The organism is Pseudoclavibacter terrae (assembly GCF_008831075.1).
GTDB lineage: Bacteria > Actinomycetota > Actinomycetes > Actinomycetales > Microbacteriaceae > Pseudoclavibacter > Pseudoclavibacter terrae.
This window is the reverse complement of sequence record NZ_WBJX01000001.1, coordinates 671,256-697,543: the sequence shown is the minus strand read 5'-3', so window position 1 is coordinate 697,543 and position 26,288 is coordinate 671,256. Positions and strand designations below refer to the sequence as shown.

The 26,288-nt window shown below is 69.0% G+C and carries 24 protein-coding genes; 2 read left to right on the top strand and 22 right to left on the bottom strand.

Annotation, left to right across the window (positions count from 1 at the left end):
- Positions 1-30: 30 nt before the first annotated feature.
- From F8O03_RS03260 to groES, 9 genes are all read right to left on the bottom strand, one after another.
- Positions 31-921, bottom strand: coding sequence for a hypothetical protein (locus tag F8O03_RS03260; protein ID WP_244295874.1), 891 nt, complete (start codon positions 919-921; stop codon positions 31-33).
- Between the two features lie 393 nt (positions 922-1,314).
- Positions 1,315-2,922, bottom strand: a complete 1,608-nt coding sequence (gene guaA, locus F8O03_RS03255) for a glutamine-hydrolyzing GMP synthase (RefSeq protein WP_151422334.1) — start codon at positions 2,920-2,922, stop codon at positions 1,315-1,317.
- A 48-nt stretch (positions 2,923-2,970) separates the two neighbouring features.
- A complete protein-coding gene (locus F8O03_RS03250; RefSeq protein WP_151422333.1) occupies positions 2,971-3,510 on the bottom strand; it encodes a DUF3817 domain-containing protein in 540 nt (179 codons plus the stop codon).
- A gap of 5 nt (positions 3,511-3,515) precedes the next feature.
- Positions 3,516-4,466, bottom strand: a complete 951-nt coding sequence (locus F8O03_RS03245) for an SURF1 family protein (protein ID WP_151422332.1) — start codon at positions 4,464-4,466, stop codon at positions 3,516-3,518.
- Entirely contained in the window at positions 4,466-6,310 is a 1,845-nt protein-coding gene (locus F8O03_RS03240) for a glycerol-3-phosphate dehydrogenase/oxidase (RefSeq protein WP_151422331.1), read from the bottom strand. The genes F8O03_RS03245 and F8O03_RS03240 overlap by 1 nt, the downstream gene beginning before the upstream one ends.
- Positions 6,311-6,402: 92 nt before the next feature.
- Positions 6,403-7,527 (bottom strand): GuaB3 family IMP dehydrogenase-related protein, encoded by a 1,125-nt coding sequence (locus F8O03_RS03235; RefSeq protein ID WP_104254001.1) that lies wholly within the window; start codon positions 7,525-7,527, stop codon positions 6,403-6,405.
- An 81-nt stretch (positions 7,528-7,608) separates the two neighbouring features.
- The gene (gene guaB / locus F8O03_RS03230) at positions 7,609-9,114 is read right to left on the bottom strand and encodes an IMP dehydrogenase (RefSeq protein ID WP_151422330.1); all 1,506 of its coding nucleotides are present in this window, start codon (positions 9,112-9,114) and stop codon (positions 7,609-7,611) included.
- A gap of 131 nt (positions 9,115-9,245) precedes the next feature.
- Positions 9,246-10,184 (bottom strand): EamA family transporter RarD, encoded by a 939-nt coding sequence (rarD, locus tag F8O03_RS03225; RefSeq protein WP_244295872.1) that lies wholly within the window; start codon positions 10,182-10,184, stop codon positions 9,246-9,248.
- Between the two features lie 117 nt (positions 10,185-10,301).
- Positions 10,302-10,595 carry a co-chaperone GroES gene (gene groES, locus F8O03_RS03220; protein WP_068479200.1) on the bottom strand — a complete coding sequence of 98 codons (294 nt, stop codon included), beginning with the start codon at positions 10,593-10,595 and terminating at the stop codon, positions 10,302-10,304.
- Between the two features lie 138 nt (positions 10,596-10,733).
- Between groES and F8O03_RS03215 the strand changes: the two genes are divergently transcribed.
- Complete coding sequence (locus F8O03_RS03215; RefSeq protein ID WP_151422329.1) at positions 10,734-11,924, top strand: class I SAM-dependent methyltransferase; 1,191 nt, start codon at positions 10,734-10,736, stop codon at positions 11,922-11,924.
- Between the two features lie 11 nt (positions 11,925-11,935).
- Here the strand turns inward: F8O03_RS03215 and F8O03_RS03210 are convergent, their stop codons facing one another.
- The 10 genes from F8O03_RS03210 to glmS form a co-directional block, all read right to left on the bottom strand.
- Complete coding sequence (locus F8O03_RS03210) at positions 11,936-12,697, bottom strand: dicarboxylate/amino acid:cation symporter (RefSeq protein ID WP_151422328.1); 762 nt, start codon at positions 12,695-12,697, stop codon at positions 11,936-11,938.
- 101 nt (positions 12,698-12,798) lie between these two features.
- Complete coding sequence (locus tag F8O03_RS03205; protein WP_151422327.1) at positions 12,799-13,578, bottom strand: hypothetical protein; 780 nt, start codon at positions 13,576-13,578, stop codon at positions 12,799-12,801.
- A gap of 155 nt (positions 13,579-13,733) precedes the next feature.
- On the bottom strand, positions 13,734-14,348 hold the full coding sequence (locus F8O03_RS03200) for a DUF4190 domain-containing protein (protein ID WP_151422326.1): 615 nt from the start codon (positions 14,346-14,348) through the stop codon (positions 13,734-13,736).
- A gap of 141 nt (positions 14,349-14,489) precedes the next feature.
- Positions 14,490-15,026, bottom strand: coding sequence for a hypothetical protein (locus F8O03_RS03195; protein WP_151422325.1), 537 nt, complete (start codon positions 15,024-15,026; stop codon positions 14,490-14,492).
- Positions 15,023-16,573, bottom strand: coding sequence for a tRNA (adenosine(37)-N6)-threonylcarbamoyltransferase complex transferase subunit TsaD (gene tsaD, locus F8O03_RS03190; protein ID WP_151422324.1), 1,551 nt, complete (start codon positions 16,571-16,573; stop codon positions 15,023-15,025). The genes F8O03_RS03195 and tsaD overlap by 4 nt, the downstream gene beginning before the upstream one ends.
- A 44-nt stretch (positions 16,574-16,617) precedes the next feature.
- Positions 16,618-17,226, bottom strand: a complete 609-nt coding sequence (gene tsaB / locus F8O03_RS03185) for a tRNA (adenosine(37)-N6)-threonylcarbamoyltransferase complex dimerization subunit type 1 TsaB (protein WP_151422323.1) — start codon at positions 17,224-17,226, stop codon at positions 16,618-16,620.
- 10 nt (positions 17,227-17,236) lie between these two features.
- Positions 17,237-17,824, bottom strand: coding sequence for a tRNA (adenosine(37)-N6)-threonylcarbamoyltransferase complex ATPase subunit type 1 TsaE (gene tsaE / locus F8O03_RS03180; RefSeq protein ID WP_151422322.1), 588 nt, complete (start codon positions 17,822-17,824; stop codon positions 17,237-17,239).
- The gene (locus F8O03_RS18375; protein ID WP_151422321.1) at positions 17,814-19,697 is read right to left on the bottom strand and encodes an alanine racemase; all 1,884 of its coding nucleotides are present in this window, start codon (positions 19,695-19,697) and stop codon (positions 17,814-17,816) included. Before F8O03_RS18375 ends, tsaE begins: the two co-directional genes overlap by 11 nt.
- Positions 19,694-20,068 carry a holo-ACP synthase gene (locus F8O03_RS03170; RefSeq protein WP_151422320.1) on the bottom strand — a complete coding sequence of 125 codons (375 nt, stop codon included), beginning with the start codon at positions 20,066-20,068 and terminating at the stop codon, positions 19,694-19,696. The genes F8O03_RS18375 and F8O03_RS03170 overlap by 4 nt, the downstream gene beginning before the upstream one ends.
- 6 nt (positions 20,069-20,074) lie before the next feature.
- A complete protein-coding gene (gene glmS / locus F8O03_RS03165) occupies positions 20,075-21,925 on the bottom strand; it encodes a glutamine--fructose-6-phosphate transaminase (isomerizing) (RefSeq protein ID WP_151422319.1) in 1,851 nt (616 codons plus the stop codon).
- Positions 21,926-21,985: 60 nt separating this feature from the next.
- Here glmS and coaA point away from each other — a divergent pair, with 60 nt between their 5' ends.
- Complete coding sequence (coaA, locus tag F8O03_RS03160) at positions 21,986-22,936, top strand: type I pantothenate kinase (RefSeq protein WP_151422318.1); 951 nt, start codon at positions 21,986-21,988, stop codon at positions 22,934-22,936.
- Positions 22,937-23,062: 126 nt separating this feature from the next.
- Here the strand turns inward: coaA and F8O03_RS03155 are convergent, their stop codons facing one another.
- The 3 genes from F8O03_RS03155 to F8O03_RS03145 all read right to left on the bottom strand — a co-directional run bounded on the left by F8O03_RS03155 (position 23,063) and on the right by F8O03_RS03145 (position 26,258).
- Positions 23,063-24,199: a mannitol-1-phosphate 5-dehydrogenase gene (locus F8O03_RS03155; protein ID WP_151422317.1), complete on the bottom strand. Its 1,137-nt coding sequence runs from the start codon at positions 24,197-24,199 to the stop codon at positions 23,063-23,065.
- On the bottom strand, positions 24,199-24,633 hold the full coding sequence (locus tag F8O03_RS03150; protein WP_104254012.1) for a PTS mannitol transporter subunit IIA: 435 nt from the start codon (positions 24,631-24,633) through the stop codon (positions 24,199-24,201). The genes F8O03_RS03155 and F8O03_RS03150 overlap by 1 nt, the downstream gene beginning before the upstream one ends.
- 77 nt (positions 24,634-24,710) lie before the next feature.
- Positions 24,711-26,258: a PTS mannitol transporter subunit IIBC gene (locus F8O03_RS03145; protein ID WP_151422316.1), complete on the bottom strand. Its 1,548-nt coding sequence runs from the start codon at positions 26,256-26,258 to the stop codon at positions 24,711-24,713.
- Positions 26,259-26,288: the final 30 nt, after the last annotated feature.

Genomic DNA, 26,288 nt, shown 5'->3' with positions numbered 1-26,288 from the left:
CTTCTTGCATGCGACGTGCGGTTCGTGGCGTTACCGGCGCGCTGGCAGCGTCCGGTCGTCGAACCCAGCGTCGGGATCGACGTCGAGGAGGTAGAGCTCGTCTTCGCCGACGAGCTTGTTGCGCACCGCGTAGTCCACGAGGCGCGCGCGCCGGTTGGTCGCGTACGAGCGAGCACCGCCGCGGAGGCCCTCCACGCCGATGCGGTCGAGCTTCTCGCACACGTTGTCGAGCTTGCGGTTGAAGGCGGTGACGGTCCAGCCGAGGCGTTCAGCGGCGCGAGCGCTCGTGGGGATGTCCCCGAGCCCGTGTTCGCCTCGCAGCAGCACCGATTCGCAGAGCGCGAGCAGCAGGAGGCGCTGTGCGGGGGTCAACGCGATGTGCGTCTGCTCGCGCCCGGCGGTCTCCGGAACTGAGCCGGGTCCGCCCGGCAGATCCATGTACACCGGTGAGGCGGCGTGCACCTTGACCTCGTAGTGGCGCTCGCCGGCGGAGAAGTGGATGCTCGTGCGTTCGAAGACGATCGGGAGGTGCGCGCCGGGCAGCAGTCGCCCTTGGACGCGCCCCGAGCCGTCGACGACGCTGAGCGTCATCCGGGTCCCGATGTTCGACACGAACCAGAGCCCGTCCTTCGCGGCGATGCGAAGCAGCTTGCGGTGCAGGAACGGGTTCGCGTCGAGGCGGATGTCCGCGTCGCGTCCGATCTCGATGCGCTCGCCTGGCCGCACCGACGCCCATTGGCCCTGGTACTCGACGGAGAGGCCGTGTTCGGGGTCGGTCTCGATGAGCTGACCTGCGGCGTCCTGCAGCAGCTCATGGTCGACGAGGTGGCCCGAGGTCGTGTCCTCGCGCTGGGGCGTCGAGATCAGCCCTGTGTCGGCGGGTACCTGGGGAAGCGGGTCGGCTGGGAAACGTGGTGCCATGTCGCGAACTCTCTGAGCGGGGAGGTGAAGTTGCACATCTGGGAACCCCTCAACCATGCCACCACCCAACGAGCGCCACTAGCCTCGATTCGCGCACCAAACAGGCATTTTCTCCCGTCCGGGCACCAGGGAATCTTGATTCGGAAATCCGGAATCCCCGGCGCGGAAACCGAAAACCTTTCGTCTCCTCGGTTTTGATCACCCCAACCAGGCATTTATGTCCGGGCACATTTGCCCGGTGCTTTGCACCCGCACAGGGGCCGACCGCCGCCGTACGGTGAGCTCCGGAACGCTGTCATCGCGACCTTGCCCAGATTTCAGCTGATCTGGCACAGAATGCACGAGCGGGGATGCACAGTGTGCATCCCCGCTCGTGTCAGCCCTCGCCGCGGACTACTCCCACTCGATGGTTCCCGGCGGCTTCGACGTGACATCGAGCACCACGCGGTTCACGTCGTCGACCTCGTTCGTGATGCGGTTCGAGATGCGGGCGAGCAGATCGTAGGGCAGGCGCGTCCAGTCGGCCGTCATGGCGTCCTCGCTGGAGACGGGACGCAGCACGATGGGGTGCCCGTAGGTGCGACCGTCACCCTGCACGCCCACGGAGCGGACGTCGGCGAGCAGCACGACCGGGCACTGCCAGATCTCCGTGTCGAGCCCAGCCGCGGTCAGCTCCTGACGCACGATCGCGTCTGCCTCGCGCAGGAGGTCGAGCCGCTCCTGCGTGACCTCGCCGATGATGCGGATGCCGAGCCCCGGCCCGGGGAACGGCTGGCGAGCGACGATGGGCTCGGGAACTCCGAGCTCGCGGCCAACGGCGCGAACCTCATCCTTGAAGAGCGTCCGGAGCGGCTCGACGAGCTCGAACTGCATGTCTTCCGGCAGGCCGCCCACGTTGTGGTGGCTCTTGATATTGGCCGTGCCGGTGCCGCCGCCTGACTCGACGACGTCCGGGTAGAGCGTTCCCTGGACGAGGAAGCGGATGCGCTCACCGGACTCCTGCGCTTCCTTGATGAGGTCGACCTCGGCCTGCTCGAAGCTGCGGATGAACTCGCGGCCGATGGTCTTGCGCTTCTCCTCCGGATCGGTGATGCCGGCGAGAGCCGTGAGGAACTGCTCGCGTGCATCCACCGTCACGAGGCGCACGCCGATCGCGTCGACGAAGTCCTCCTCGACCTGACGGCGCTCGTCCTGACGCAGCAGGCCGTGGTCGACGAACACGCACGTGAGCTGGTCGCCGACGGCCTTGTAGACGAGGGCGGCAGCCACCGCGGAGTCGACGCCCCCGGAGAGGCCGCAGATGACCTTGGCGTCCCCGATCTGCTCGCGGATGCGCGCGACCTGCTCGTCGATGACCGATGCGGGGGTCCAGTCGCTTGGAATGCCAGCGGCCCGGTGCAGGAAGCCCTCGAGGAGCGCCTGGCCGTGCTCCGAGTGCAGCACCTCGGGGTGCCACTGCACCCCGTAGAGGGCGCGCTCGGTGTTCTGGAACGCCGCCACGGGGGTGTCCTCCGTCGTGGCGAGCACCGTGAAGCCCTCTGGCGCGCGGGCGACCGAGTCGCCGTGACTCATCCACACGGTCTGCTCATCAGGCTGGCCGTCGAGCAGGCTCGACTCGCCACCCTCGAGTTTCACCGCGGTGGAGCCGTACTCGCGACGACCGGTCTTCGCGACCTCGCCGCCGAGCTGCGTCGCCATGACCTGGAAGCCGTAGCAGATGCCGAGTGTCGGCACTCCGAGGTCGAGGATGCCCGAGTCGAGCGACGGAGCCGCCTCGGCGTACACGCTGGAGGGACCGCCCGAGAGGATGATGCCGACGGGGTTCTTCGCGGCCACCTCCTCGGCCGAGATGGTGTGCGGCACGATCTCGGAGTAGACGCTCGCTTCGCGGACGCGCCGAGCGATGAGCTGCGCGTACTGCGCGCCGAAGTCGACGACGAGCACTGGGCGCTGATCTGTCGACTGCTGCGGAGCTGTGGCCTGCGGGTCGGTGGTTGCCATGGACACCTTTCGGGTGGTGCGGAGAGTGCGGCTGGGAAAGTTGGCGCGCTAGTTCGCGCGGCGCTGGTGCTCAGCGAGTGACTGCTGCACGTCGCTCTCGAGCTGCTCGCGCTCCGCCTCGCTCAGGCTCGCCTCGAAGTCGCGGAGCTTCTGCTCCTCACCGGCGGCGGTGAGCCGCCGTTCTTCTCGCAGCACGAGGTCGCGCTTCGCTCGACGCGACATGAACCATTCGGTGACGAACGACAGGAACGGCACGACGCCCCCGGCCGCCATGGCGAGGAGCCAGACGATGGGCCAGCGCATCTGCTGCCAGAGCACGTAGGAGGCGACGAGGTAGACGACGTAGAACCAGCCGTGCACGATGAGCACCCACAGGCTCAGGTTGAGCGCGGTCGTCGTGCCCTCCTGGACGAGCGCGATGATCCCGAACGGGCCGAACGCCTCGACCTCGAGGTGGAAGGCGTACTTGAGGAACATCTCGATGCACAGCAGGAGCAGGAGGATGCCGGTCACGTACGCCGTCACCTGGTAGAAGCGGAGCGCCCGTCGGAAACCGGGGTTGGCGTTCAAGAGGGCGTCGTGAGGCATGGCTTCTAGTCTAGGCGAAGGGCCTCGCCCTTCGTTCGCTCGTCGAGCATGGCCTTCAGTCGGTCGCGCTTGAGCTGCTCGGCGAGCACGCTCGGCGCCTCAGCCGCCTCCTGGCGCTCCTTCTCGTATTCGTCGCGGGCGAGTCGCCACCACATGAAGATCGCGAACCCGGCGAAGAGCGCCCACTCGATGGCGTAGAAGATGTTCAGCCAGTTGAGCTGCGGGGCCTCGAGAGCCTGCGGCGTGATGGCCTCGAGCTCACCGGCACCAGCAGCTGAGCCGAGGACGGCCAGCATCGAGGGCTCGTCGAGGCTCACGTAGACGCCGTAGTTCTGCGCGGCCGGCTCCGCCCAGCGGTTGATGAGGTGCGTGGGCGCCATGGCGGTGAGGGCCTGCGCGTCGTCGCCGCGATTGACCTGCGGTGCCTGCCCGTACTCGAGCCGCCCGGACAGCGCCAGCTCCCCGTCGCCGGCCGCGGACTGCAGCCTCGTCGCGAGGTCGCGCGCCGACCCCTCGTCGTCCGTCCACCCGACAGCGACGGCAAGCCCTGGGGCCTCGTCAGCCGCGCCGGACCCGCCGGCCTCATCGTCAGTGACCGCCACGTGCCCGATCACCCAGTAGCCGAGCCGCTCCCCCTGGAGGCGTTCGGCGACGACATCGAAATCCCGCGCGTCCACGACGCCGGCGAACGTGACCTGCCGGCCGACGGCCGCATCTGCGACCCGCTCCTGCGGCTGCGCCAGCTCCCCGAGACCCACGGGCGGCTGCGTCGCCTCCTGGGCGACGGTCCTGCCGTGCTCGAGCGAGAGGAACGCGGATTCCAGCTGCCAGCGCCCGAGCCACGCGAAGACCGACGCGACGACGAGCGCGAGGGCAAGCACGCCCAACCACTTGGGGCGAACGAGCACTCGACCCATCGACGGCGGCGCGGGATGAGCGCGGGCAGCTTCGGACATCAGGACTTCTGGGCGTCCTTCGACTCGGCCTTGACCGTCGCGGCCTCGACGTCTGCGGTCTCGTCAACCTCGATCATCGGCAGGGCCGGGGCGGTTCCGAACGGCGTGTTGTCACCGGCGTGGCCGAGGACGGAATCGATGTCGGGAGCTTCGAGCCGGATGCGGTCGGCGGACTCGTCGTCGGGCTGCTCCTGGCTCGCGATCTCGGCGGCCACTCGCTCGACGTAGGTGTCGATCTCGCGCTGCGTGCGCTCCTCGTCCCAGCCGAGTGCATCCGCCATGAGGCGCGCGGCGACCGGAGCTGCGGAGATGCCGCGGTCCCACGCTTCGATGGAGATGCGGGTGCGGCGTGCGAGCACGTCGTCGAGGTGCAGGGCACCCTCGTGGGTTGCGGCGTACGTGACCTCCGCCTGCAGGTAGTCGTCGGCGCCTGGCATGGGCTCCGCCAGCTTCGGGTTCTGGCGGATGAGGTCGAGGATCTCGTCCGTCAGCGTTCCGTAGCGGTTGAGGAGGTGCTCGATGCGCACGCGGTGCAGTCCGAAGGCGCGGGCGATCTTGCCGCGACGGTTCCAGGCGGCCTTGTAGCCGACGGCGCCGAGCAGCGGGATGTCCTTGGTGGTCGAGGCGGGGATCTTGCCGTCGAGCGCATCCGCTGCCGCGTCGATCGCGTCCTTCGCCATGATGCGGTAGGTCGTGTACTTGCCGCCGGCGATGAGCACGAGGCCGGGCACGGAGTGCGCCACCATGTGCTCGCGGGAGAGCTTCGAGGTCTCATCCGACTCGCCGGAGAGCAGCGGCCGAAGGCCCGCGTAGACGCCCTCGACGTCGGCTCGAGTGAGCTTCACCGCGAGGACCTCGTTGACGTGCTTCAGGATGTAGTCGATGTCGGCGGCCGTCGCGGCGGGGTGCGCCTTGTCGAGCTTCCAGTCGGTGTCTGTCGTGCCGATGATCCAGTGGCGGCCGTTCGGGATGACGAACAGGACGCTCTTCTCCGTGCGGAGGAGGAGGCCGGACGCCGACTGGAAGCGGTCGCGGGGCACGACGAGGTGGACGCCCTTGGAGGCGCGGACTCGGAACGAGGCACGCTCGCCGACCATCTTGTTGGTGTCGTCGGTCCAGACTCCGGTGGCGTTCACGACCTGCTTCGCGCGGATCTCGAAGCGCTCGCCGGTCTCGAGGTCGACGACCTGGGCGCCGACGACGCGCTGGCCGACCTTGAGGAAACCCTCGACTCGCACGCGCGGCGCGACGTGGGCGCCGTAGAAGGATGCGGTGCGGGCGAGGACCGCGACGAACCGCGCGTCGTCGACGCCCGCGTCGTAGTAGGTGAGCCCGCCCGAGAACGAGTTCTTGGACAGACCGGGAGACATCTTCGCGACCTGGCTGCGCGTGTAGTGGCGGTGCATGGGCACGCCCGGCTTGACCTCTCCGGTCTTCGCGAAGAGGTCGTACATGAGCATGCCTGCGCCGATGTAGAAGCGCTCGAGCGGGTTCTTCAGCGGGTAGAGGAAGCGGATGGGCTTCACGAGGTGTGGGGCGAGGCGCTGCAGGAGCAGGCCGCGCTCGAGCAGCGCCTCCCGCACGAGGCTGAAGTTCATCTGCTCGAGGTACCGGATGCCGCCGTGGATGAGCTTCGACGAACGGCTCGACGTGCCGGAGGCGAAGTCGCGCGCCTCGACCATGCCGACGCTGAGGCCTCGGGTGACGGCATCGAGGGCGGCACCCGCTCCGACGACGCCGCCGCCGACGACGAGCACGTCGAGGTTCTTGGTCTTGAGGGACTCGATCGCCGCAGCACGTTCCTGTGGGCCGAGCTTGTCGCTTCGAGAGACGCTGTTCGCCATAACCTGCTCCTCGTTCTCAGTTGCTGCTTGTAAGGGAAGTCTGAACGCTCAACCTTTGACCGAGCCGTCAGCCGGCCCGGCCGCGGTTCCGGCTACGCCGTCGGCGTGTAGGGGGCGACGACCATCTCTGCCCGCTGGAACTCCTTGAGCCCCGAGTAGCCGGTCGTCGCCATCGAGTGGCGGAGGGCGCCGGTGAGGTTCGAGATGCCGTCGGCGCTGTCGGCGGGGCCCGCGACGATCTCGGCCATGGGTGCCACCTGCCCGACCTGCACGCGGTTTCCGCGCGGGAGCTTCTCGTGGCGTGCCTCGGCACCCCAGTGCCAGCCGCGGCCTGGCGCATCCGTCGCACGGGCGAGGGCCGCGCCGATCATGACCGCGTCGGCGCCGGAGGCGATCGCCTTGACGAGGTCGCCGGAGGTGCCGATGCCGCCATCCGCGATGACGTGCACGTAGCGTCCACCCGACTCGTCGAGGTAGTCGCGTCGAGCACCCGCGACGTCGGCGATGGCCGTCGCCATCGGGGCGTGGATGCCGAGCACGCGACGCGTGGTCGACGCGGCTCCCCCGCCGAAGCCGACGAGCACGCCGGCGGCGCCCGTGCGCATGAGGTGCAGGGCAGCCGTGTACGTGGCGGCCCCGCCGACGATGACGGGCACGTCGAGCTCGTAGATGAACTGCTTGAGGTTCAGGGGCTCCTGGTTGTGCGAGACGTGCTCGGCCGACACCGTCGTGCCGCGGATGACGAAGAGGTCGGTGCCGGCCTCGAGGACGTCGTTCATGAACTGCTGCGTCCGCTGCGGGGACAGCGCACCTGCCGCGGGCACACCGGCCTCGCGGATCTGCTGCAGGCGCTCCTTGATGAGCGTGCCCTTGACGGGCTCGCGGTAGATCTCCTGGAGCTTCGCGGTCGCCTGCTTCGCAGGCAGGTCCGCGATCTGCGCGAGCAGTGGGGCTGGGTCGTCGTAGCGTGTCCACAGACCCTCGAGGTCGAGCACGCCGAGGCCGCCGAGCTTGCCGAAGCCGATTGCCGTCTCAGGCGACATGACCGAGTCCATGGGGGCTGCGATGAGCGGGATGTCGAACGTGAACGCGTCGATCTTCCACGTGATGGAGACATCCTCCGGGTCACGGGTTCGCCGGGATGGCACGATCGCCACATCGTCGAAGGAGTACACGCGGCGGGCTCGCTTTGCGCGGCCGATCTCGATCTCAGTCACCTGCCTAGCCTAGCCCTCCCCCGTGCCCGCTGCTGCGGCGCGGCGGCGGGGAGCCCCCGACGCACCGCGCCGCTGAGACGGCTAGCGACGGTAGTTCGGCGCTTCCGAGACCATCTGCACGTCGTGCGGGTGCGACTCCTTCAGCCCAGCAGGCGTGATGCGCACGAAGCGCCCCTTCGCCTTGAGCTCCGGCACCGTGCGAGCGCCGACGTAGAACATCGACTGGCGCAGGCCACCCGTGAGCTGGAACACCGACTGGCGAATGGAGCCGCGGTACGCGACCTTGCCCTCGATGCCCTCCGCGATGAGCTCGTCGTCGCTCGGGACATCCGCCTGGAAGTAGCGGTCCTTCGAGTACGACGTGCGCTCGCCGCGCGACTGCAGGGCACCGAGCGAGCCCATGCCGCGGTAGCTCTTGAACTGCTTGCCGTTGACGAAGATGAGATCGCCTGGCGACTCGTCCGTGCCGGCCAGCAGCGAGCCCACCATGACAGCCGACGCACCCGCGACAAGCGCCTTCGCGATCTCACCGGAGTACTGCAGGCCGCCGTCCGCGATGACCGGAACGCCTGCGGGAGTCGCCGCGAGCGAGGCCTCGTAGACGGCCGTGACCTGCGGCACGCCGACGCCGGCGACGATGCGCGTGGTGCAGATGGAGCCGGGACCGACGCCGACCTTGACCGCGTCGGCACCAGCATCCACGAGCGCCTGAGCTCCCTCGCGGGTCGCGACGTTGCCGCCCACGACCTGCACGTGCCCGAGGACCGGGTCGCTCTTGAGGCGGCGGATCATGTCGAGCACGCCGGCGGACTGGCCGTTGGCCGTGTCGACGACGAGCACGTCGACCCCAGCGGCCACGAGGCGCTCGGCGCGCTCCCAGCCATCTCCGAAGAATCCGATGGCCGCTCCGACGCGCAGTCGTCCGGCGTCGTCCTTCGTCGCGTTCGGGTACTTGTCGCTCTTGTCGAAGTCCTTCACCGTGATGAGGCCGGCGAGCTTGCCCTCGCCGTCGATGAGCGGGAGCTTCTCGATACGGTGCATGCCGAGCAGCTTGTAGGCGTCGTCGCCGGAGATGCCGACGGGTGCCGTCACGAGGCCCTCACCGGTCATGACCTCGTGCACGCGAGTCGACCGCTTCTCGGACTCCGGGACGAAGCGCATGTCGCGGTTCGAGATGATGCCGACGAGCTTGCCGGTGACCTCGTCGACCACGGGGAGGCCGGAGACCCGGTACTGCCCGCAGATCTCGTCGACCTCCGCGACGGTGGCGTTCGGCGTCGTCGTGACCGGGTTCGTCACCATTCCGGACTCGGACCGCTTGACTCGGTCGACCATCTCGACCTGGTCGTCGATCGACAGGTTGCGGTGCAGGATGCCCATGCCGCCCTGGCGCGCCATGGCGATCGCCATGCGAGCCTCCGTGACCGTGTCCATCGCCGCCGAGACGAGCGGCACGCGCAGGGTGATGCCGCGAGTGAGCTGCGTCGTCGTATCGACCTCAGACGGGATGACGTCGGTGTGCCCCGGGAGCAGCAGCACATCGTCGTAGGTCAATCCGGTGAAGCCAAAGGGGTCCGACTCGGTCATTACGCTCCAGGAGGTATCTGGGATGCGCCGTTCGGCGGCATCCGCGTGTGTGGGGAAACAGCTCAGTGGTGGTGGAACAGCGCGAGCACCGGACGCATTCCCGGGACGTCCCGCTCCGCGGCCTTCGGGCCTCAGCCCCGTGTCGGCGGACCGAGCTGGTCAGCCACCGAGGGAATCTTGGCGCCAAGTCTAGCCGTCCGGACGAGGTCGACCGTGAAGAGGATGAGCGCGACCCAGACAATCGCGAACCCGATCCACCGCTCCAGCGGCATGGGCTCCGAGAACACCGCGACGGCGAGCACGAACTGGAGGATCGGCGCGATGTACTGCATCAGTCCGAGCTCGATGAGGCGAAGGCGTCGCGCCGCCGCGGCGAAGAGGAGCAGCGGCACGCTCGTCACCACCCCGGCGAAGAGGAGCACGCCCGTGTTCACCGCCGACACCGTGCCGAACGTGATCCCGCCGCCGAACAGGATCGTCCAGACGAGACAGATCGCTCCGATGGGGAGGATCAGGGTGGTCTCGACGGCCAGCCCGCTCAGCGCATCCGCCTGCACACCGACCCGCTTCTTCACCAGCCCGTACAGCCCGAACGTCAGTGCGACGCCGAGGCCGAGCCAGGGGATGCGACCGTAGCCGAGCGAGATGACCAGGACGGCGACGAGTGACAGGCCGACCGCAACCCACTGCAGCGGACGCAGCTTCTCGCGGAGGAAGACGAGCCCGAGCGCAACCGACACGATCGGGTTCAGGAAGTAGCCGAGCGCGGCATCGAGCGTGTGCCCCGTCGCGACGGCCTGCACGTAGAAGAGCCAGTTCGCGGAGACCAGGACCCCCGCCACGCCGAGGCCGAGCACGACCCGCTTCTTCGAGATGAGTTCCCGGAAGGGGCGCCACGCGCGCATGACGAGCACGCCGAGCAGACAGAACACGACGCTCAGGATGATGCGCCACGCGATGAGCTCGACAGGTGTCGTCGGAGCGGTCGCCACGACGTAGAGGGGCATGAACCCCCAGAGCGCGTACGCGCTGAACGCCAGCCAGAGGCCGGACCGAGGAGATTCCGTCACCTCGCGATCGTACGCCCGCGCCGACCGCCGGATGCACGAATGGCGCCCACCCGGAGGTGGACGCCATTGCGAGCCAGTCAGTCCAGAAGGACCTGGCAGTCTCTGTGGAGCTGGAGACTAGACGATCTTCGCGAGGATGTCGCGAGCCGAGAGCACGAGCAGCTCTTCGCCGCCGTACTTGACCTCGGTTCCGCCGTACTTGGAGTAGATGACCTTGTCGCCGACCACCAGGTCGAGCGGCACGCGGTTGCCGTTGTCGTCGATGCGGCCGGGGCCGACTGCGACGACTTCGCCCTCCTGGGGCTTCTCCTTGGCGGTGTCCGGAATCACAAGACCCGAAGCCGTGGTCTGCTCGGCCTCGACCTGCTTGATGACGATGCGATCCTCGAGCGGCTGAATGTTCACCGACACGGTTGACCTCTTTCTCAGCGATAGGAAGTTCAGAATTAGCACCCTCCCCATGAGAGTGCTAACTCCGAGTGTAGGGGCGATCCGGCGAGGACTGCAACGCGGCACCGTCTCCGGGCGTACGCCGGTAGCGTAGTGAACGTGCAGCGCGACGAACTCCTGGCCCTCCTCACGCCCGAGGCGATGACGCTGCTCGACGACGCGCCGGCCGTCGCGTCGTCCGCAGACGCGCTCGCGCTCGTGACGCGGCTCCGTGCCGCCGGCGGCTCACCCGCGACCGTCGCCGCCGTGGTGACGCAGGCGAAGCTGCGGCGTCGCGCACTCGCCAAGTTCGGGCCGTTCGTCGAGCGGATGCTCTTCACCGACGCCGGCCTGCAGCAGGCGACCCGGCTGCAGGTCGCGGCCCACCATGCTGACCGGTTCCGCCAGGCGGGCGCGGTCAGCGTCGCCGACCTGGGCTGCGGCATCGGCGCGGACTCGATGGCGTTCGCCTCGCTCGGGCTCGAAGTGACGGCCTACGACCTCGACGAGGTGACGGCGGCGATCGCGGCGCACAACCTCGCACCGTTCCCCAACGCGCGGGTCGAGCACGGCCGGGCGGAGGAGGTCGACCTCGCAGATTTCGATGCCCTCTGGTTCGACCCGGCTCGGCGAACGACCAACGGCGGAAGCACCGCTCGGCACTTCGACCCCTCGGATTGGAGCCCAGCCCTCGACTTCGTGTTCGGGGCCGGCCGCGAACGCCCGACCGGCATCAAACTCGGTCCCGGCATCGACCACGCGTACCTGCCGGAGGATGCCGAGACGCAGTGGGTGTCGTCTGGCGGCGACCTCGTCGAGGCGACGGTGTGGATGCACGACGCGGCGCGCGCGGGCATCCGCCGGTCGGCGCTGGTCATCGGCAAGCAGGGAGCGGCCGAGCTCACGAGCAGCGAGGACGTGCACGATGCCGAGGTCGGCGAGCTCGGAACCGTGCTCTACGAGCCTGACCCGGCGATCATCCGCGCCCGCCTCATCGGCGACCTCGCGCGTTCGCTCAAGGCTACGATGATCTCCGAGACCATCGCGTGGATGACGGCGGACGCCTTCGCACCCTCGCCGTTCGCGAGCGCCTTCTCGGTCCGCGAGGTGCTTCCCCTGCACGCGTCATCGCTGAAGAGCGAGCTGCGCAAGCGAGATATCGGCGTGCTCGAGATCAAGAAGCGCGGCGTCGACATCGACCCGGCGGAGTTCCGGCGCAAGCTGGCACTCAAGGGAGCCAGCTCCGCCGTGCTGATCCTCACGAGGATCGGCGACAGGCGAGTCGCCATCCTTGCTGATCGTCTGAGCTGACGGGCAGAGCCTCAGACGGTCAGGACGACGATGAGCGTCGCGAGGGCGATCAGCACGGCCAGTCCACCGGTGACGAGCCCGACGACCGCAAGCGTGCGCCCGAGTCCCTTGGGGGCTCGGAGCCCGGCGATACCGAGCCCGACCGCTCCGAGGCCGAAGACGAGCGAGACGATGTAGGCCCACCCGGGGAGCAGGAGAAGAAGAAGCGAGAGCGCGCCGAGCGCGACAGCGATGATGCCGAGAACGGGCGCCGGCGCCTTCGGCTGCTGCCCGTAGCCCTGCCCGCCGAAGTGCTGACCGGGCTGCTGGCCGTACGGCGCCTGCTGGGCAGAACCGTACTGCCCCTGCTGCGGCGCGCCGTACTGTGGCTGGCCGTATTGTCCCTGCTGCGGCGGTGCGCCGAGCTGCGACTGCCCGTACTGGTCCTGCTGAGGTGCACCGTAGGCCTGCTGCGCGGGAGCCTGCTGCGCGGACGGCGCCTGCTGCTCGTAGCCCGAGTACCCGGGCTGCTGCTGCCCGAAGCCGCCATCGCCGTGGCCGTAGCCAGGCTGCTGCCCGTAGCCACCGGCCTGCTGCCCGAAGACGGGCTGCTGCCCGTAGCCACCAGGCTGCTGCCCGAACTGCTGTCCTCCCGGCTGGGACTGCCCATACTGCTGGGACTGATCGTACGGTTGCTGGCCGTTCGGCGCCTGCCCGTTCTGGGGCTGACCGTTGTGAGGCTGCCCGCCTTGGTGAGGCTGCTGGGGGTACTGGGGGCCGTTCGGGTCAGACATGGTGTCCTTCTCAATCGTCGACAAGGCTGCAGGTGCTGCTCAAGCTTAGAGTGCGGGCGGAGACTTCCGCCCGCACTCCGGCTGGTTCTGTCAGCTGGTGATCAGTATCCGTATCCGGACATCTCGTTCAGGAAGACCGCGGCGAAGATGACGCCGATGATGCCCACAACGGCTGAGATGACGATCGAGGCGATCGAGACCCAGAAGCCCCAGGTGCGGATCGCTCCGGCCTGCGGTTCGCGCTTCTTCGCCATGATGGCGCAGATGAGGCCAGCGACACCGAGCGGAAGGCCGAGGTAGAACTGGCCGAGGAGTCCGAGCAGGACGCCGACTCCACCGAGCGAGAGGCCGACGATGCTGAGCGTGCGCTTCGGCGTCGCCGACTGCGTCGGGTAGCCGGGAGTCGCGTAGCCCTGCGTGGCGCCGTGGCCCTGCGACTGCCCCTGCGCGGCGCCGTATGCGGGCGCCTGCCCTGCTGAGGGCGCCTGGGAGTACGGAGCGGAGCTGGGCGCGGCAGCTGGCTCACTCGGCGGCGTGTAGCTCACCGAGCCGGAAGCGGCAGACCCGGAAGCGGCGGGCGGCGTGTACTGGCTGCCCGCGGCCGAGGGAGCCGAGTAGTCGGTGCCCGAAGACGAGGGAGCCGAGTAGTCGGTGCCCGAAGATGACGGAGCCGTGTAGTCGCTGCCCGCGGCCGAGGGAGCCGAGTAGTCGGCGCCCGAAGATGCAGGCGGCGTGTAGTCCGTGCCCGATGAGGAGGGCGCCGAGTAGTCCACGGATTCCGCGGGAGGCGTGTAGGCGGCGGGCGCCTCGTACTGGGGAGGCGTGTTCCCGTCGTCGGGAAGCTTGGGCTTGTCTCCTGGGACCTGGTTGCTGTCGCTCATTGCGGAGCTCCTTCCGGTTCACCGATCTCGCGGTGTTGTTGGCTGGTGTTCACGTGCGTGGAGCAGGCGAGGGTGCTCTTGCGGGCGTCCGTCAAACCCTAGGTTCCCAGGGTTTGACTGGGAACCGTCACACAAGGTTGCGTCGGGTCTGGACCTCAGTAGGAGCTGAGGCCGCCGAGGAGTCCGATACCGCCGAAGAAGAGCAGCGCGAGGACGATGAGGAGGAGCAGCCCGAAGACGGAGATGAACCCGAGCACGATGGAGGTGATGGCGAGGGCGCGGCCGCGAGGCTCGCGGCGCAGCGCGATGAAACCGCACACGATGCCAGCGATGCCGACCATCCACCACACGAACTGGAGCACCGGGATCAGCGCGACCAGGAACGAGCCGCCGCTGAGGCAGAGCGCGACGATGCTGAGGGTGAGCGTGCCGGCGGCGGGTGTCCGCGGACCGGCATACGGGGCCTGCGTGTACGGGGCGACCGGATAGGCGGGGTGCTGTGCGGGGATGGGCTGCCCGTCGCCGGGGTACCCCTGCCCAGTACCTGCGTACCCTTGGCCGTACCCCGCCGAGCTGGAGCCGCCTGCCGGGAACCGAGGATCGTAGCCTGACGAGGCGACGTCCGGGGTCGAGAACAGCGGGACGGACGCGCCGGCACCCCGCTGATCGAGCGGGTCCTGGCGCACCTCCTGGGCTCGGTCTTCAGGACGTTCGTCGAGGTTCGGGGCGGGGATCCGCTCACCGGGGCCTTCTGGTGTTGACCAGGTCATGTCCGCTCCTCTCAAAGCGTCTTGGGATGCTCCAACGGTACGGCCGCGGGCTTGGCGGAGCGTCATCCCCGCGGTCAGAGCACCGTCATCCCGCAGGATGACTTCACAGCCGGCAGGACGATCCGCTGCTCTCGGCGTGCCTCAGGCGACGACGAACGCGAAGCCGACGGAGCCGACGGCGACCGCCGCCGCGAGCACGAGGGCCACGATCCAACCGCGGTGCCGACGCGCGAGCACAGCCAGCAGCACGGCGACCGCGCCGATGCTCGCACCGATGTACAGGGGCCAGAGTGGAGACGGCGTCACCGCGACCGAGAGCGCAGCCGCGAGGATCGCGCCCGTGAGCGAGAGCAGCACGGAGACGACGAGCGCGAACCGGCTCAGGCCCAGGCCTGCGGGCTCTGGCGTCTGCGACCTGGGGGCGGATGCCGACGCGGTCGCGTTGGCCTGGACATGCGCGATGGCCGGGTCGACCTCGATCCGCTGAGCGCGGGCAACAGGCGCAGCGACCGCGGAGGTGTCGACGTCGGTGTCCTCCGACGGGCGACCGTCTGCGGTCGTCCGCGGGGTGAGCGCCGAGTAGGCGGCGTTGCTGGTGTCCTCGACCGGCGTGCGGTCGATCGGCGGCAGCTCCACCGGCTTTCGCGGCGGCAGCTTCGGCTGCTCAGGTGTCGTCACGCGATTCCCCCTCCTGCTGAGTCCCCCACGGCTGACCCCACCTGCACCCCGCGGGGCGTCGCCACGGGCAGGGTCGAATCCGCGGCGAAGTCGAGCCGCGCCGGCGGCTTGCCGGCGGCGAAGAGCATCGCACCGACCGCGGCGATCATCGCCCCGTTGTCCGTGCAGAGTCGGAGGGGCGGGATGCGCAGCTCGATCCCGGCTGCCGCGCAGCGCTCCTCGGCCAGCTCGCGCACGCGGGCGTTGGCAGCCACTCCCCCGCCGAGGACAAGACGGGGCACGCCGAGCTCCGTGCAGGCGGCGACCGCCTTGGCGGTGAGCACATCGGCGACCGCCTCACGGAAGCTCGCGGCGACGTCGGCGACCGGCACGGGCTCGCCTGCATCCTCCCGTGCCTCCACCCACCGGGCGACGGCGGTCTTGAGGCCCGAGAACGAGAAGTCGTAGCGATGCTTCTCGAGGTCCTTCGGCTTGGTCAGCCCCCGCGGGAAACGGATCGCCCTCGGGTCGCCGCCGGCGGCAGCCTTGTCGATCTCCGGACCCCCCGGGTAGGGCAGGCGGAGCAGGCGCGCGACCTTGTCGAACGCCTCACCCGCCGCGTCGTCGATCGTCTCGCCGAGCAACTCGACGTCATCGACGAGGTCGCGAACGTGCAGGAGCGAGGTGTGCCCGCCAGAGACGAGCAGCGCCACGGCGGGCAGCTCGAGCTGGCCGACATCGTCGCGGAGCACGTCGGCCGCGACGTGGCCGACGAGGTGGTTCACCGCGTAGAGCGGGATGCCCGTGGCGACGTGCAGCGCCTTGGCCGCCGCCGTCCCGACCATGAGCGCCCCCGCGAGGCCAGGCCCCTGCGTCACGGCGATGGCGTCCAGTTCGTCGAGCGTCACCCCCGCTGTCTCGAGGGCCGCAGCGATCGTCGGCACGATGGCGTCTGCGTGGGCGCGTGCGGCGATCTCCGGCACGACGCCACCGAAGATGGCGTGCTCGTCCATGGACGAAGCCACCTCGTTGGCAAGCAGTTCGCGACCGCGGACGATGCCGACGCCGGTCTCGTCGCACGACGACTCGATGCCGAGCACAAGCGGCTCCCGTCGCGAGCCCGCCGCGACGCGCGTCTCCGCAGACACCCGAACCGCTGGAAGCTGGCCGCGCATCACGATCGCATCCACACCCTCTCTTGGGTAGTACTTCGGCCTCCGGCCGATCTCCTCGAAGCCGAGCCCCGAGTACAGGGCCCTGGCCGCCTCACCGTTCTCCCGTACCTCGAGGAACACCTGCTTCGCGCCGCGCCCCTCGGCCCAGGCGAACAGCTCCGCCAGCATTCGCGTCGCCCACCCGCCGCGCCGGAGACGCTCGTCGACGGCGATCGTCTGCACATCCGCCTCCCCACCACCCTGCAGGGCCATGACCCCGGCAGCCGCGAGGATCTCGCCCGAAGCCGCGTCCTCGACGACGACATACCTCGTGTGCTGGCTCTTGACCTCGCCAGCGAGCATGGACGGCGACCACGGGTCCAGCGGGAACGCCGCCTCGTCGAGCCTCACCATGGCAGGAATGTCGTCGTGGGAGGCCTCGCGAAGTGCGACCCGCATCATCCGGTCACCCGCTTCGGACCGTTCGATGGAACGGCGTCGGCGCCACGCAGGTAGACGATCGAGTTCGGCTCGGCCTCGAGGCCCTGCGCCTCGCGGTCGAGCCACGCGAGGGCGAGGTGAGCGGCCGAGATCGTGCGCGTGTCGAAATGGTGCGCGGCACCGGGAACGGCGTCGGGCCTGTGCAGCTCGCACGAGCTGGCCACGAGGAGGCCCTGCTCGTAGCGGGAGCAGGCGAGCTCACCGCGCCGGGCATCCGTCGACACGAGGAGGTCGCCGTTCGCCTCGGGATGCGCGGCACGCCACTCGTGGGCCGCGGCATCGTGGCTTGGCATCGGGATGAAGCGCGCCCCGCGAGCGAACGCGAACGTGCGTGCCGCGGCGACGCCCACACGGAGTCCCGTGAACGGGCCGGGGCCCATCCCGCCGATGACCTGCGTGATGTGCTGGGGCGAGAGCCCCGCCTCGGCGAGCACCGTCTCGATGGCGTCGCCGACCGCCTCGGCGTGGTGACGGGTGTCGGAGCTGCGAAGCTCACCGAGCACGCGACCGTGCGGGGTGACGATCGCGACATCCGTGCCCGCTGACGTGTCGATCGCTAAGAGCATGTGATCGATTCTACGCGGCGGGCGCGCCGAACTCGGTGCGCAGCGCGCTCCCGAGCGACTCGCCGACGGGTCGGTCCCATGCCCCGTGGACGCCCAGGGTCAGCCGGCGCGGGTCGAGCGGCTCGTCGTCCGCGTCATCGTCGGGAGGCCCCTCCGAGCGAGGCCGCTCGGCCGCAGGTGCCGCTGGGAACGACGCCGTCGAACGGTCGATGGTGATCTCCAGCCAGCGATCGGTGACCAGCGGCACCGCATCCCGCCCCCACTCGACGACGGTCACGCTCGCAGCCAGATCGAGACCGAGGTCGTCGAGCTCAGCGGGGTGGCCGAGGCGGTAGGCGTCGACGTGGATGAGCTCGGGCCCGCCCACGAGCGATGGATGGGTGCGCGCGAGCACGAACGTCGGACTCGTGACCGGCCCGCGGACGCCGAGTGCTGTGCCGAGTCCGCGAGCGAACGTCGTCTTGCCTGCGCCCAGTGGGCCGGTGAGCACCAGCACGTCGCCTGCCACCAGCTGACCGCCGACGATCTCGCCAGCCCGAACCATCTCATCAGCCGTGGCGAGGCCGACGATGGCGCTCACGGTCGTGTCATCTTGCATCTGCTTGCACCTTCCCGTCCCCCTGGACTGCCCGCCGCACGACGCGAGTGCCCAGCGCCGCCACGAAGGCCCGGGGTTCGACGCCGGACCATGCCGCCCACTCGTCGAGGCGGATGTCCTGAGGGCCCGAACCGAAGACGGAGACGGGCATGCCGATCCACGCCTCCTGATCCTGGAGGTCGACCACCACCTGGTCCATGGCAACGCGTCCGACGATCGGCTTCCTCCTGCCACCGACGACGACCTCGGCGCGGCCTGCGACGCGGCGGGGAATGGCATCGGCGTAGCCGAGCGGGACCAGACCCAGGATCGTGGATTCCTCGGCGACCCAGTCGTAGCCGTAGGAGACGCCGTGCCCGGCCGCGACGCGCTTGACGTGCACCAGTTCGCTCGCGAGGGAGACCGCCGCGTGCGCTCCCGGACCGTCGAACCCGTAGACCGCGCGGGTTCCGGCGTCCCTCGTGCGCTCGTGGTCGACGAGCGTGCTGCTTCGTGCCGCCTCCCCCACGTGCGCGAGCTCCGTCGTGGTCGCGACGAGCGGGAGGAGGCCGTGTTCGAGGGTCAGATCAGCGACGAGTCGCGCACCGAGGCCGTAGGCGTCCGCCGAGACGTCGACGCTGAACATCCGAGCCGCCTGACGCGCCCCCGTCCCCTCGGCGAGCGCCTCCGCGAGGCCGCGCGCTCGCTCGCTCATGCGGGTGCGCAGCAGCTCGACGTCGACCGTGAGCTCCCGCAGTGGCGCGAGACCGTCGGTCCGGGCTGGGATGCCCGCACCCCCTGCCGACGCCGCGCCTCCGAGAGAGGAAGGACGTCGCGGGATGCGCGCACTGAGCCGGGTGACGACCTCGTAGTTGATGGTGCCCGCCGCGGCCGCCCAGTCGTCGGCGCTCGCAGAGCGATCCGCGTCGATGACCAGCAAGCGACGCTCCTCGTCACGCTCGGCGGGGTTCTCGGACGCGGCGACGTCAGCGTCGACCGGCTCGATGCGCAGCTCCAGGGCATCCACCGACACCAGGCGCCAGTCGGCGCCGGCATCGTCGGTGAAGAGCAGCGAACCCGGTGCAACCGGCGGCAGCCCGACGGCGTGCCCGACGTCGACGCGATACCCCCGCTGGTCTTCACGGATGGGAGCGCTCAGCGCGAGCGCCGGCCGCAGGGCGACGGGACAGTCTGCGCCCGCGGAGAACGGCGAGAGCCCGTACAGAGAGACGCCCAGGCGCACGAGATCAAAGCGCGCCTCCGGCAACGTCATCGAGCCCGCCGTCGCGGCAAGATGCCGGACGGAGGGCGTCAGCCCGCAGCGTCCCGCGAGCGCAAGCGCGCGCTCGAACGAGGTGAGCTGGGCGGCGTCCGCCTCATGGCCCGCCCCCGCGAGGTGGCTGAACAGCCCATCGAGCCGGACGATGCCCCGCCGCTCGAGCTCGGCCGTCTTCGTGAACGCGGCTTCCCACTCGAGCGCACTGATGCCGTTGCGCCCAAGGCCGGTGTCGAGCTTGAGATGCACCACCACGGAGCGATCCGAATGCTCGAGGCGACCAAGGCCGATATCCAGGAGTTCAAGCTGCGCGAGCGACGAGATGCCCAGCTCGATCTCGGCGCCGAGCGCCGCGAGCCAATCGGTGCGTGCCCCGTGCATCCAAGCGAGGATGGGCGCCGTGATGCCGGCCGCTCGGAGCGCGAACGCCTCGGCGAGGTCGACGACGCCGAGGCGCTCGGCTCCGCCCTCGAGCGCGGCCCGCGCGACGTCGGATGCCCCGTGCCCGTAGGCATTCGCCTTGACGACGGCGAGCAGGGGCGTGCCGGTGAGCTCGGCGACCGCGCGCACGTTCGCCCGGATGGCATCGAGGTCGACGTCGATACGAGGGCCCGTCACGCGCCGACTCCGGCGCCCGCAGCCCGTTCGGCGATGACGAACGCGGTCGCAGTCGTGCGCTCGTGGGTGAGCGAGAGATGCAGGTGGTCGACGCCAACGGCGTCGAGGTGCGCACGGAGCGCGGGAGTCACCGCGAATTCCGGGCGACCCGCGGGGCCGCTCTCCACCTCGAAATCGAGGAAGCTGAGCGACCCGATCCCGCCGAGCGCCTTCACCGCCGCCTCGCGAGCCGCGAACCGTGCACCGAGGGACGCCACAGACCGCTCCCGCTCAGCGGGAGTGAACAGGCGTTCACGCAGGCGCGGCGCCCGCTGCAGGGCCCGCGCGAACCGCGCGAGCTCCACAGTGTCCACTCCGATACCGAAGATCACGCTCGACTACTCGACGGTGACGGACTTCGCCAGGTTGCGAGGCTGGTCGACGTCGAGGCCCTTGGCCGTCGCCAACTCGATCGCGAAGATCTGCAGCGGCACGACTGCGAGGAGCGGCTCGAAGAAGGGCTCGGTCGGCGGAACCGCGATGACCTCGTCGGCGTACGGCAGCACGGCCGCGTCACCGACCTCGCAGATCGCGAGCACCCGGGCACCGCGTGCGCGGATCTCCTGGATGTTCGAGACGATCTTCGGGTGCAGCGTGTCGTCGTGGCGAGGGCTCGGCACGATGACGAAGACGGGCTGTCCGGGTTCGATGAGCGCGATCGGGCCGTGCTTGAGCTCGCCCGCCGCGAAGCCCTCCGCGTGGATGTACGCGATCTCCTTGAGCTTCAGCGCGCCCTCGAGAGCGATGGGGTAGCCGACGTTGCGGCCCAGGTACAGCACCGAGCGGGTGTCGGCCATCCAGTTCGCGAGCTCGTGGATGCGCTCCCGGACGCCGAGGACGGTCCGCACCTTCTCTGGGATCGTCTGGAACTCCGTGAGGAGCTCCTCGCGGCGCTCGTCGGTCATCGTGCCGCGCACGGTGGCCGTGTAGATGCCGAGCAGGTAGAGCGCGGTGATCTGGGCGAGGAACGCCTTCGTCGATGCGACGGCGACCTCGGGTCCCGCGTGCGTGTAGACGACCGCGTCGGACTCGCGTGGGATCGTCGCACCCTGCGTGTTGCAGATCGAGAGCGTCTTCGCGCCTCGGGACATGGCGTAGCGGACCGCCATGAGGGTATCCATCGTCTCGCCAGACTGGCTCATCGAGACGATGAGCGTGCGGGAGTCGAGGACGGGGTCGCGGTAGCGGAACTCGTGGGCGAGCTCGACCTGCACGGGCACGCGGGCCCACTTCTCCATGGCGTACGCGCCCACCTGCGCCGAGTAGGCGGCCGTTCCGCAGGCGACGATGATGATGCGGTGGATGTCGTTGAAGAAGTCGTCCCCGAGCGCGTCGAGGTCTGGCAGTGCGACCCGCCCCTCGACGATGCGACCGCGCAGCGTGTTCGCAACGGCTTCCGGGTCCTCGTCGATCTCCTTGGCCATGAAGCTCGGCCAGCCGCCCTTCTCGGCGGCTGACGCGTCCCACGACACCTCGAAGGCCTCCGCCGTGGCGGGCTCGCCGTCGAACGTCGTGATCTCGACCGAGTCCGGACGCACGAGCACGATCTGCTCCTGACCGACGGCCAGTGCACGCGGCGTGTACTCGACGAATGCGGCGACGTCGGAGCCGAGGAAGTTCTCTCCATCGCCGAGGCCGATGACCAGCGGCGAGTTGAGACGCGCGCCGACTACGAGTCCGGGCTCGTTCGCGTGCACCGCGAGAAGCGTGAACGCCCCGTCGAGGCGCCGGACCACGGCCCGGAAGGCCTGCTCGAGGCTGCCGACCTCGCGGTAGACGTGGCCGATCATGACGGCTGCGACCTCGGTGTCCGTCTCCGACTTGAACGTGTAGCCCAGCTCGACGAGCTCAGCCTTGAGCTCGGCGAAGTTCTCGATGATCCCGTTGTGGATGACAGCCAGCTTGCCGTCATCGGCGAGGTGCGGATGCGCGTTCGCGTCCGTCGGACCGCCGTGCGTCGCCCACCTGGTGTGGCCGATGCCCGTGTGGCCATCGGAGAGCGGGTGGCGCTCGAGGTCCTCGCGCAGCACCTTCAGCTTGCCCGCGCGCTTGCGGGTCTCGATCTGCCCCTCGTCATCGATGACCGCGACACCCGCGGAGTCGTACCCCCGGTACTCGAGTCTTGCGAGGCCGCCCATCAGGATGTCAAGGCTCTCTCGTGGACCAACGTAACCAACAATTCCGCACATAGGGGCCATCTTAGGGGCACCGCTCATGCGGGGCCGGACACCGCACTAGACTCGCGTTCTATGTCCGCAACTGGTCAGATTCCGCGCAGCGGAGGAGACTCGCCCTTCGTCGAGATCCTCCGCCAGGACTGGGCCGACCTGGCACCATCGACCCCGATGACGCTCGACGAGTCCGACCTCATCCGCCTCCGAGGCCTCGGGGATCACCTCGATCTGGACGAGGTTCGGGACGTCTACGTGCCGCTGTCCCGCCTCATCAACCTCTACGTCTCGAACGCCCGTTCGCTGCACCGCGCGACCAGCGGTTTCCTCGGCGAGCGCAGCGCATCCACGCCGTTCGTCATCGGCGTCGCCGGGTCGGTGGCCGTCGGGAAGTCGACGGTTTCGCGCCTCCTCAGGGAGTTGCTGCGCCGCTGGGAGGACACGCCCCGCGTGGAGCTCGTCACCACGGACGGCTTCCTCTACCCCAACGCGGAGCTCGAGCGCCGCGGCCTGATGGAACGCAAGGGCTTCCCGGAGTCGTACGACCAGCGGGCGCTGCTGCGGTTCATCACGAAAGTGAAGAGCGGCGCAACGGAGGCCCGCGCGCCGTTCTACTCGCACCTCAGCTACGACATCGTCCCCGACGCCGAGATCGTCGTGAATCAACCGGATGTCCTCATCGTCGAGGGCCTCAACGTGCTCCAGCCCCCTCGTGCTCATTCGCTCGCCGTGAGCGACATGTTCGACTTCTCCATCTACGTCGACGCGCGCTCTGAGGACATCGCCCGGTGGTACGAGCAGCGTTTCCTGTCGTTGCAGCGCGGCGCGTTCACGAATCCGAGGTCGTACTTCCGGCGTTTCGCCGACCTCAGCACCGATGAGGCCCTCGAGCACGCCCGCAGCATCTGGTCGCGCATCAACGGCCCGAACCTGCGCGAGAACGTCATGCCGACCCGCTCCCGCGCGCAACTGGTGCTCCGCAAGGCGAGCGACCACACCGTGCGCAGCGTCCTCCTCCGCAAGGTCTAAGCCCGGCGCCTCGTTCTCGAGCCCAGGGGCGCCTGGTCGCAGTCTCGGGATGGCTGGGCGATGGGACAGCGCGAAGCCCCTCCCGAGCGAACTCGGAAGGGGCTTCGTGACTGCGTGGTGCGGACGCTAGGCGGTGCGTGCCGCCTGCGCCTGCTCGACCTCTGCGACCACCGCTGCGTAGAGCGCGCCGCCGTCGAGGCCGGTGACCTCGCGGGTCAACGTCTCCGCGTCGAGCGTCGCGAGCTTCTGCTGCAGCTCGACGCTCTCCTGGTCGGCTTCGAAGTCGAACCGCAGAGCCGCCCCGATCGCGCGAACGAGCGCGTCGTACGACAGCCCCGCCGCGGCAGCCTCAGACGCCGGGCGCACGAAGCGCTCCTTCGCCGAGAGCTTGCGCAGCGGCTGACGGCCGACGCGAGCGGGCTGGTCGGGCAGATCACGGTTCGCGAACCTCGAGAGCGTCGTCGCGACGTACTCGGCGTGGTCGTCTTCCGAGAACCCGAACTGCGAGACGAGCACTCGGCTCGTCTCGCCCAGCACCGCTTCGACCTCTGCCGCGACCGCGGGAAGCGCGAGCGCATCCTGCATGTTCGTGGCGCCCGCGACGAAGCCGTGGTAGGCGATCGTCGCGTGACCCGTGTTCACCGTGAAGAGCTTGCGCTCGATGTACGGCTCGAGGTCGTCCACGAAGTGCGCGGCCGGGATTCTCGGCTCGGCACCGTCGAACGGCGTCCGGTCGATCGTCCACTCGAAGAAGTCCTCGACGGTGACATCGACCCCCTCGACAGCCTGCTCGGGAACGATGCGGTCGACCGCCGTATTGGCGAAGACGGCTCGGTCGGCCAGCTCCTCGGCGCCGTCGAGGACAAGCCCCTTGAGCGTGTCGGATGCGCCGATCGCGTTCTCGCACGCCATGACGGCGAGCTTCGGCGCGTCGGCCGGGCGGGCTGCGAGGCCCTTGCGGATGACGGGCGCGATGAAGCGGAGCACGTTCGGACCGACGGCGCACGTGACGACGTCGGCTGTGGCGATCTCCTGCACGACCTCGTCCTCGTGCGTGGCCGAGTTGATCGCCCGGAAGCGATCGACGACGTGGCTCTTGGCGGACGGACCGACTTCGTGCACCGTGTAGGTGTCGACCGCCTGGAGCGCCCCGATGAGGTCGGCGTTGACGTCGGCGTAGACGACCTCGTACCCGGCTTCATGCAGGACGAGCCCGATGAAGCCGCGACCGATGTTGCCAGCACCGATGTGGACTGCCTTCATTACTCGTTCACGTCCCCGAGGAGCCGTGCGAGCTCTTCCGGCGTCTCCGCCTTCAGGAGGGCGTCCACGTTGTCCTCGTCGCTGAACACGATCGCCACGCTCGAGAGGATCTCGAGGTGGCCGCCGTCCTTGCCTGCGATGCCGATGACGAAACGGGTCTCGTTTCCACCCCAGTCGATGGGCTCGTCGTAGCGGATCACGGACAGGGCGGAACCGAGGATCGAGTCCTTGGCCTCGTTCGTGCCGTGCGGGATCGCGAGGTAGTTGCCCATGAACGTCGAGACGCTCTGCTCGCGATCGTGCATCGCCTGGATGTAGTCCTGCGTCACGGCACCGGCTGCGACGAGCAGCTCACCCGCTTCCGTGATGGCTTCCTCGCGCGTTCGTGCGGTTCCGCCGAGACGGATGCTGTCGAGGCTCAGTACTTCTGCCATTTTTTCGGTTCCTTTCGATAGGAGGCCCCGAGCTGGAGTGTTCCAGCTCGGGGCCGAGGGTCAATCGATGGCGTGGCTCACTGGTTGGCGAGCCTTGCCACGACCTCGTCATACCTGGGGCTGTTCATGAAGTTTTCCACGGACACGTGGATCGCGTCTGGGGACTTCTGCTTCGCCCGGTCCGTGAGGTCCTGGTGCGTGACGATGAGGTCCGGCGTTGCGTCGAGGTTCGCGATCGAGACGTTCTTCACGTTGATCCCCTCGATTCCGGCCTTCTTGATCTTGTTCCTGAGCACGGATGCCCCCATGGCGCTCGAGCCCATGCCTGCATCGCACGCGAAGACGACATTGGTGATCACCCTGGTGTCGACCGCGTCACCACCGGCCTGCGTGGCCAGACCAGACAGAGCGTCGGACTTCTTGCCCTTGTTCGCCTCGGTCTGCGCGACAGCATCCGCGAAGCTGTTGCCCCCGGCAGCTTCTGCGGCCAGGTCCTTCTTGCGCGAGCTCAGCAGGATGGCAGCAGCGATCGCGAAAGTGACTCCAGCCGAGAACACGACCGACAGGATGACGCCGAGGTGGCTCCCCTGCGCCGTCATGATCATGATCGCGAAGATCGACCCGGGAGAAGCCGGAGCGACGAGACCCGAGTCGAAGATGACGTTCGTGAGGACGCCGGTCGCGCCACCGCCGATGACCGCGAGGATGAGAGCGGGCTTCGCGAGCACGTACGGGAAGTAGATCTCGTGGATGCCACCGAGGAACTGGATGATGACCGCGCCAGGTGCACTCGCGCGTGCAACCCCGACACCGAAGAAGCAGAACGCGAGGAGGAGTCCCAGACCGGGGCCGGGGTTCGCCTCGAGCAGGAACAGGATGCTCTTGCCCGCCTCTTCCGACTGCGCGACTCCCAGGGGCGTGAGGACTCCCTGGTTGATCGCGTTGTTGAGGAACAGGATCTTCGCGGGCTCGATGAGGATGCTCGCGAGCGGCAGCAGCCCGGCGTTGACGAGTGCGTCGACTCCCTCGCCGAGGCGTTCGGTGAGCCACGTGATGACCGGAGCGATCGCGAAGAACCCGGCGAGAGCCAGAAGCATCGCGAGGATGCCGGCCGAGAAGTTGTTGACGAGCATCTCGAAGCCGGCGCGGATCTTGCCGTCCCAGATGCTGTCGACCTTCTTCATGATCCATGCCGCGAGCGGGCCCATGATCATGGCACCGATGAACATCGGGATTCCGGCGCCGACGATGACACCCATCGTCGCGATCGCGCCGACGACGCCACCACGCGTGTCGTAGACCATCTTGCCGCCCTGGTAGGCGATGAGGAGGGGCAGCAGGTAGGTGATCATCGGGCCGACGAGGCCGGGGAAGGCCGTGCCCTCTGGGTTCTCGTCGCTGATGGTGGCCGGGTCGATCGCCCAGCCACCCAGGGTGCCCCAGAGCTGGCCGTTGCCGGGGAACAGCTCGTTCAGCCAGCCCGTCTCGATGAAGAGCGTGGTGATGAGGCCCCAGGCGATGAACGCCGGGATGTTCGGCATGACCATGCCGGAGAGGAACGCACCGAACTTCTGGACGCCGACCCGGGCGCCCTTTCGTTCGGTCGTTGTGGCTTCTGCAGTCATTGTTGCTCCAAGCAGTCCCCATGCGCGGGG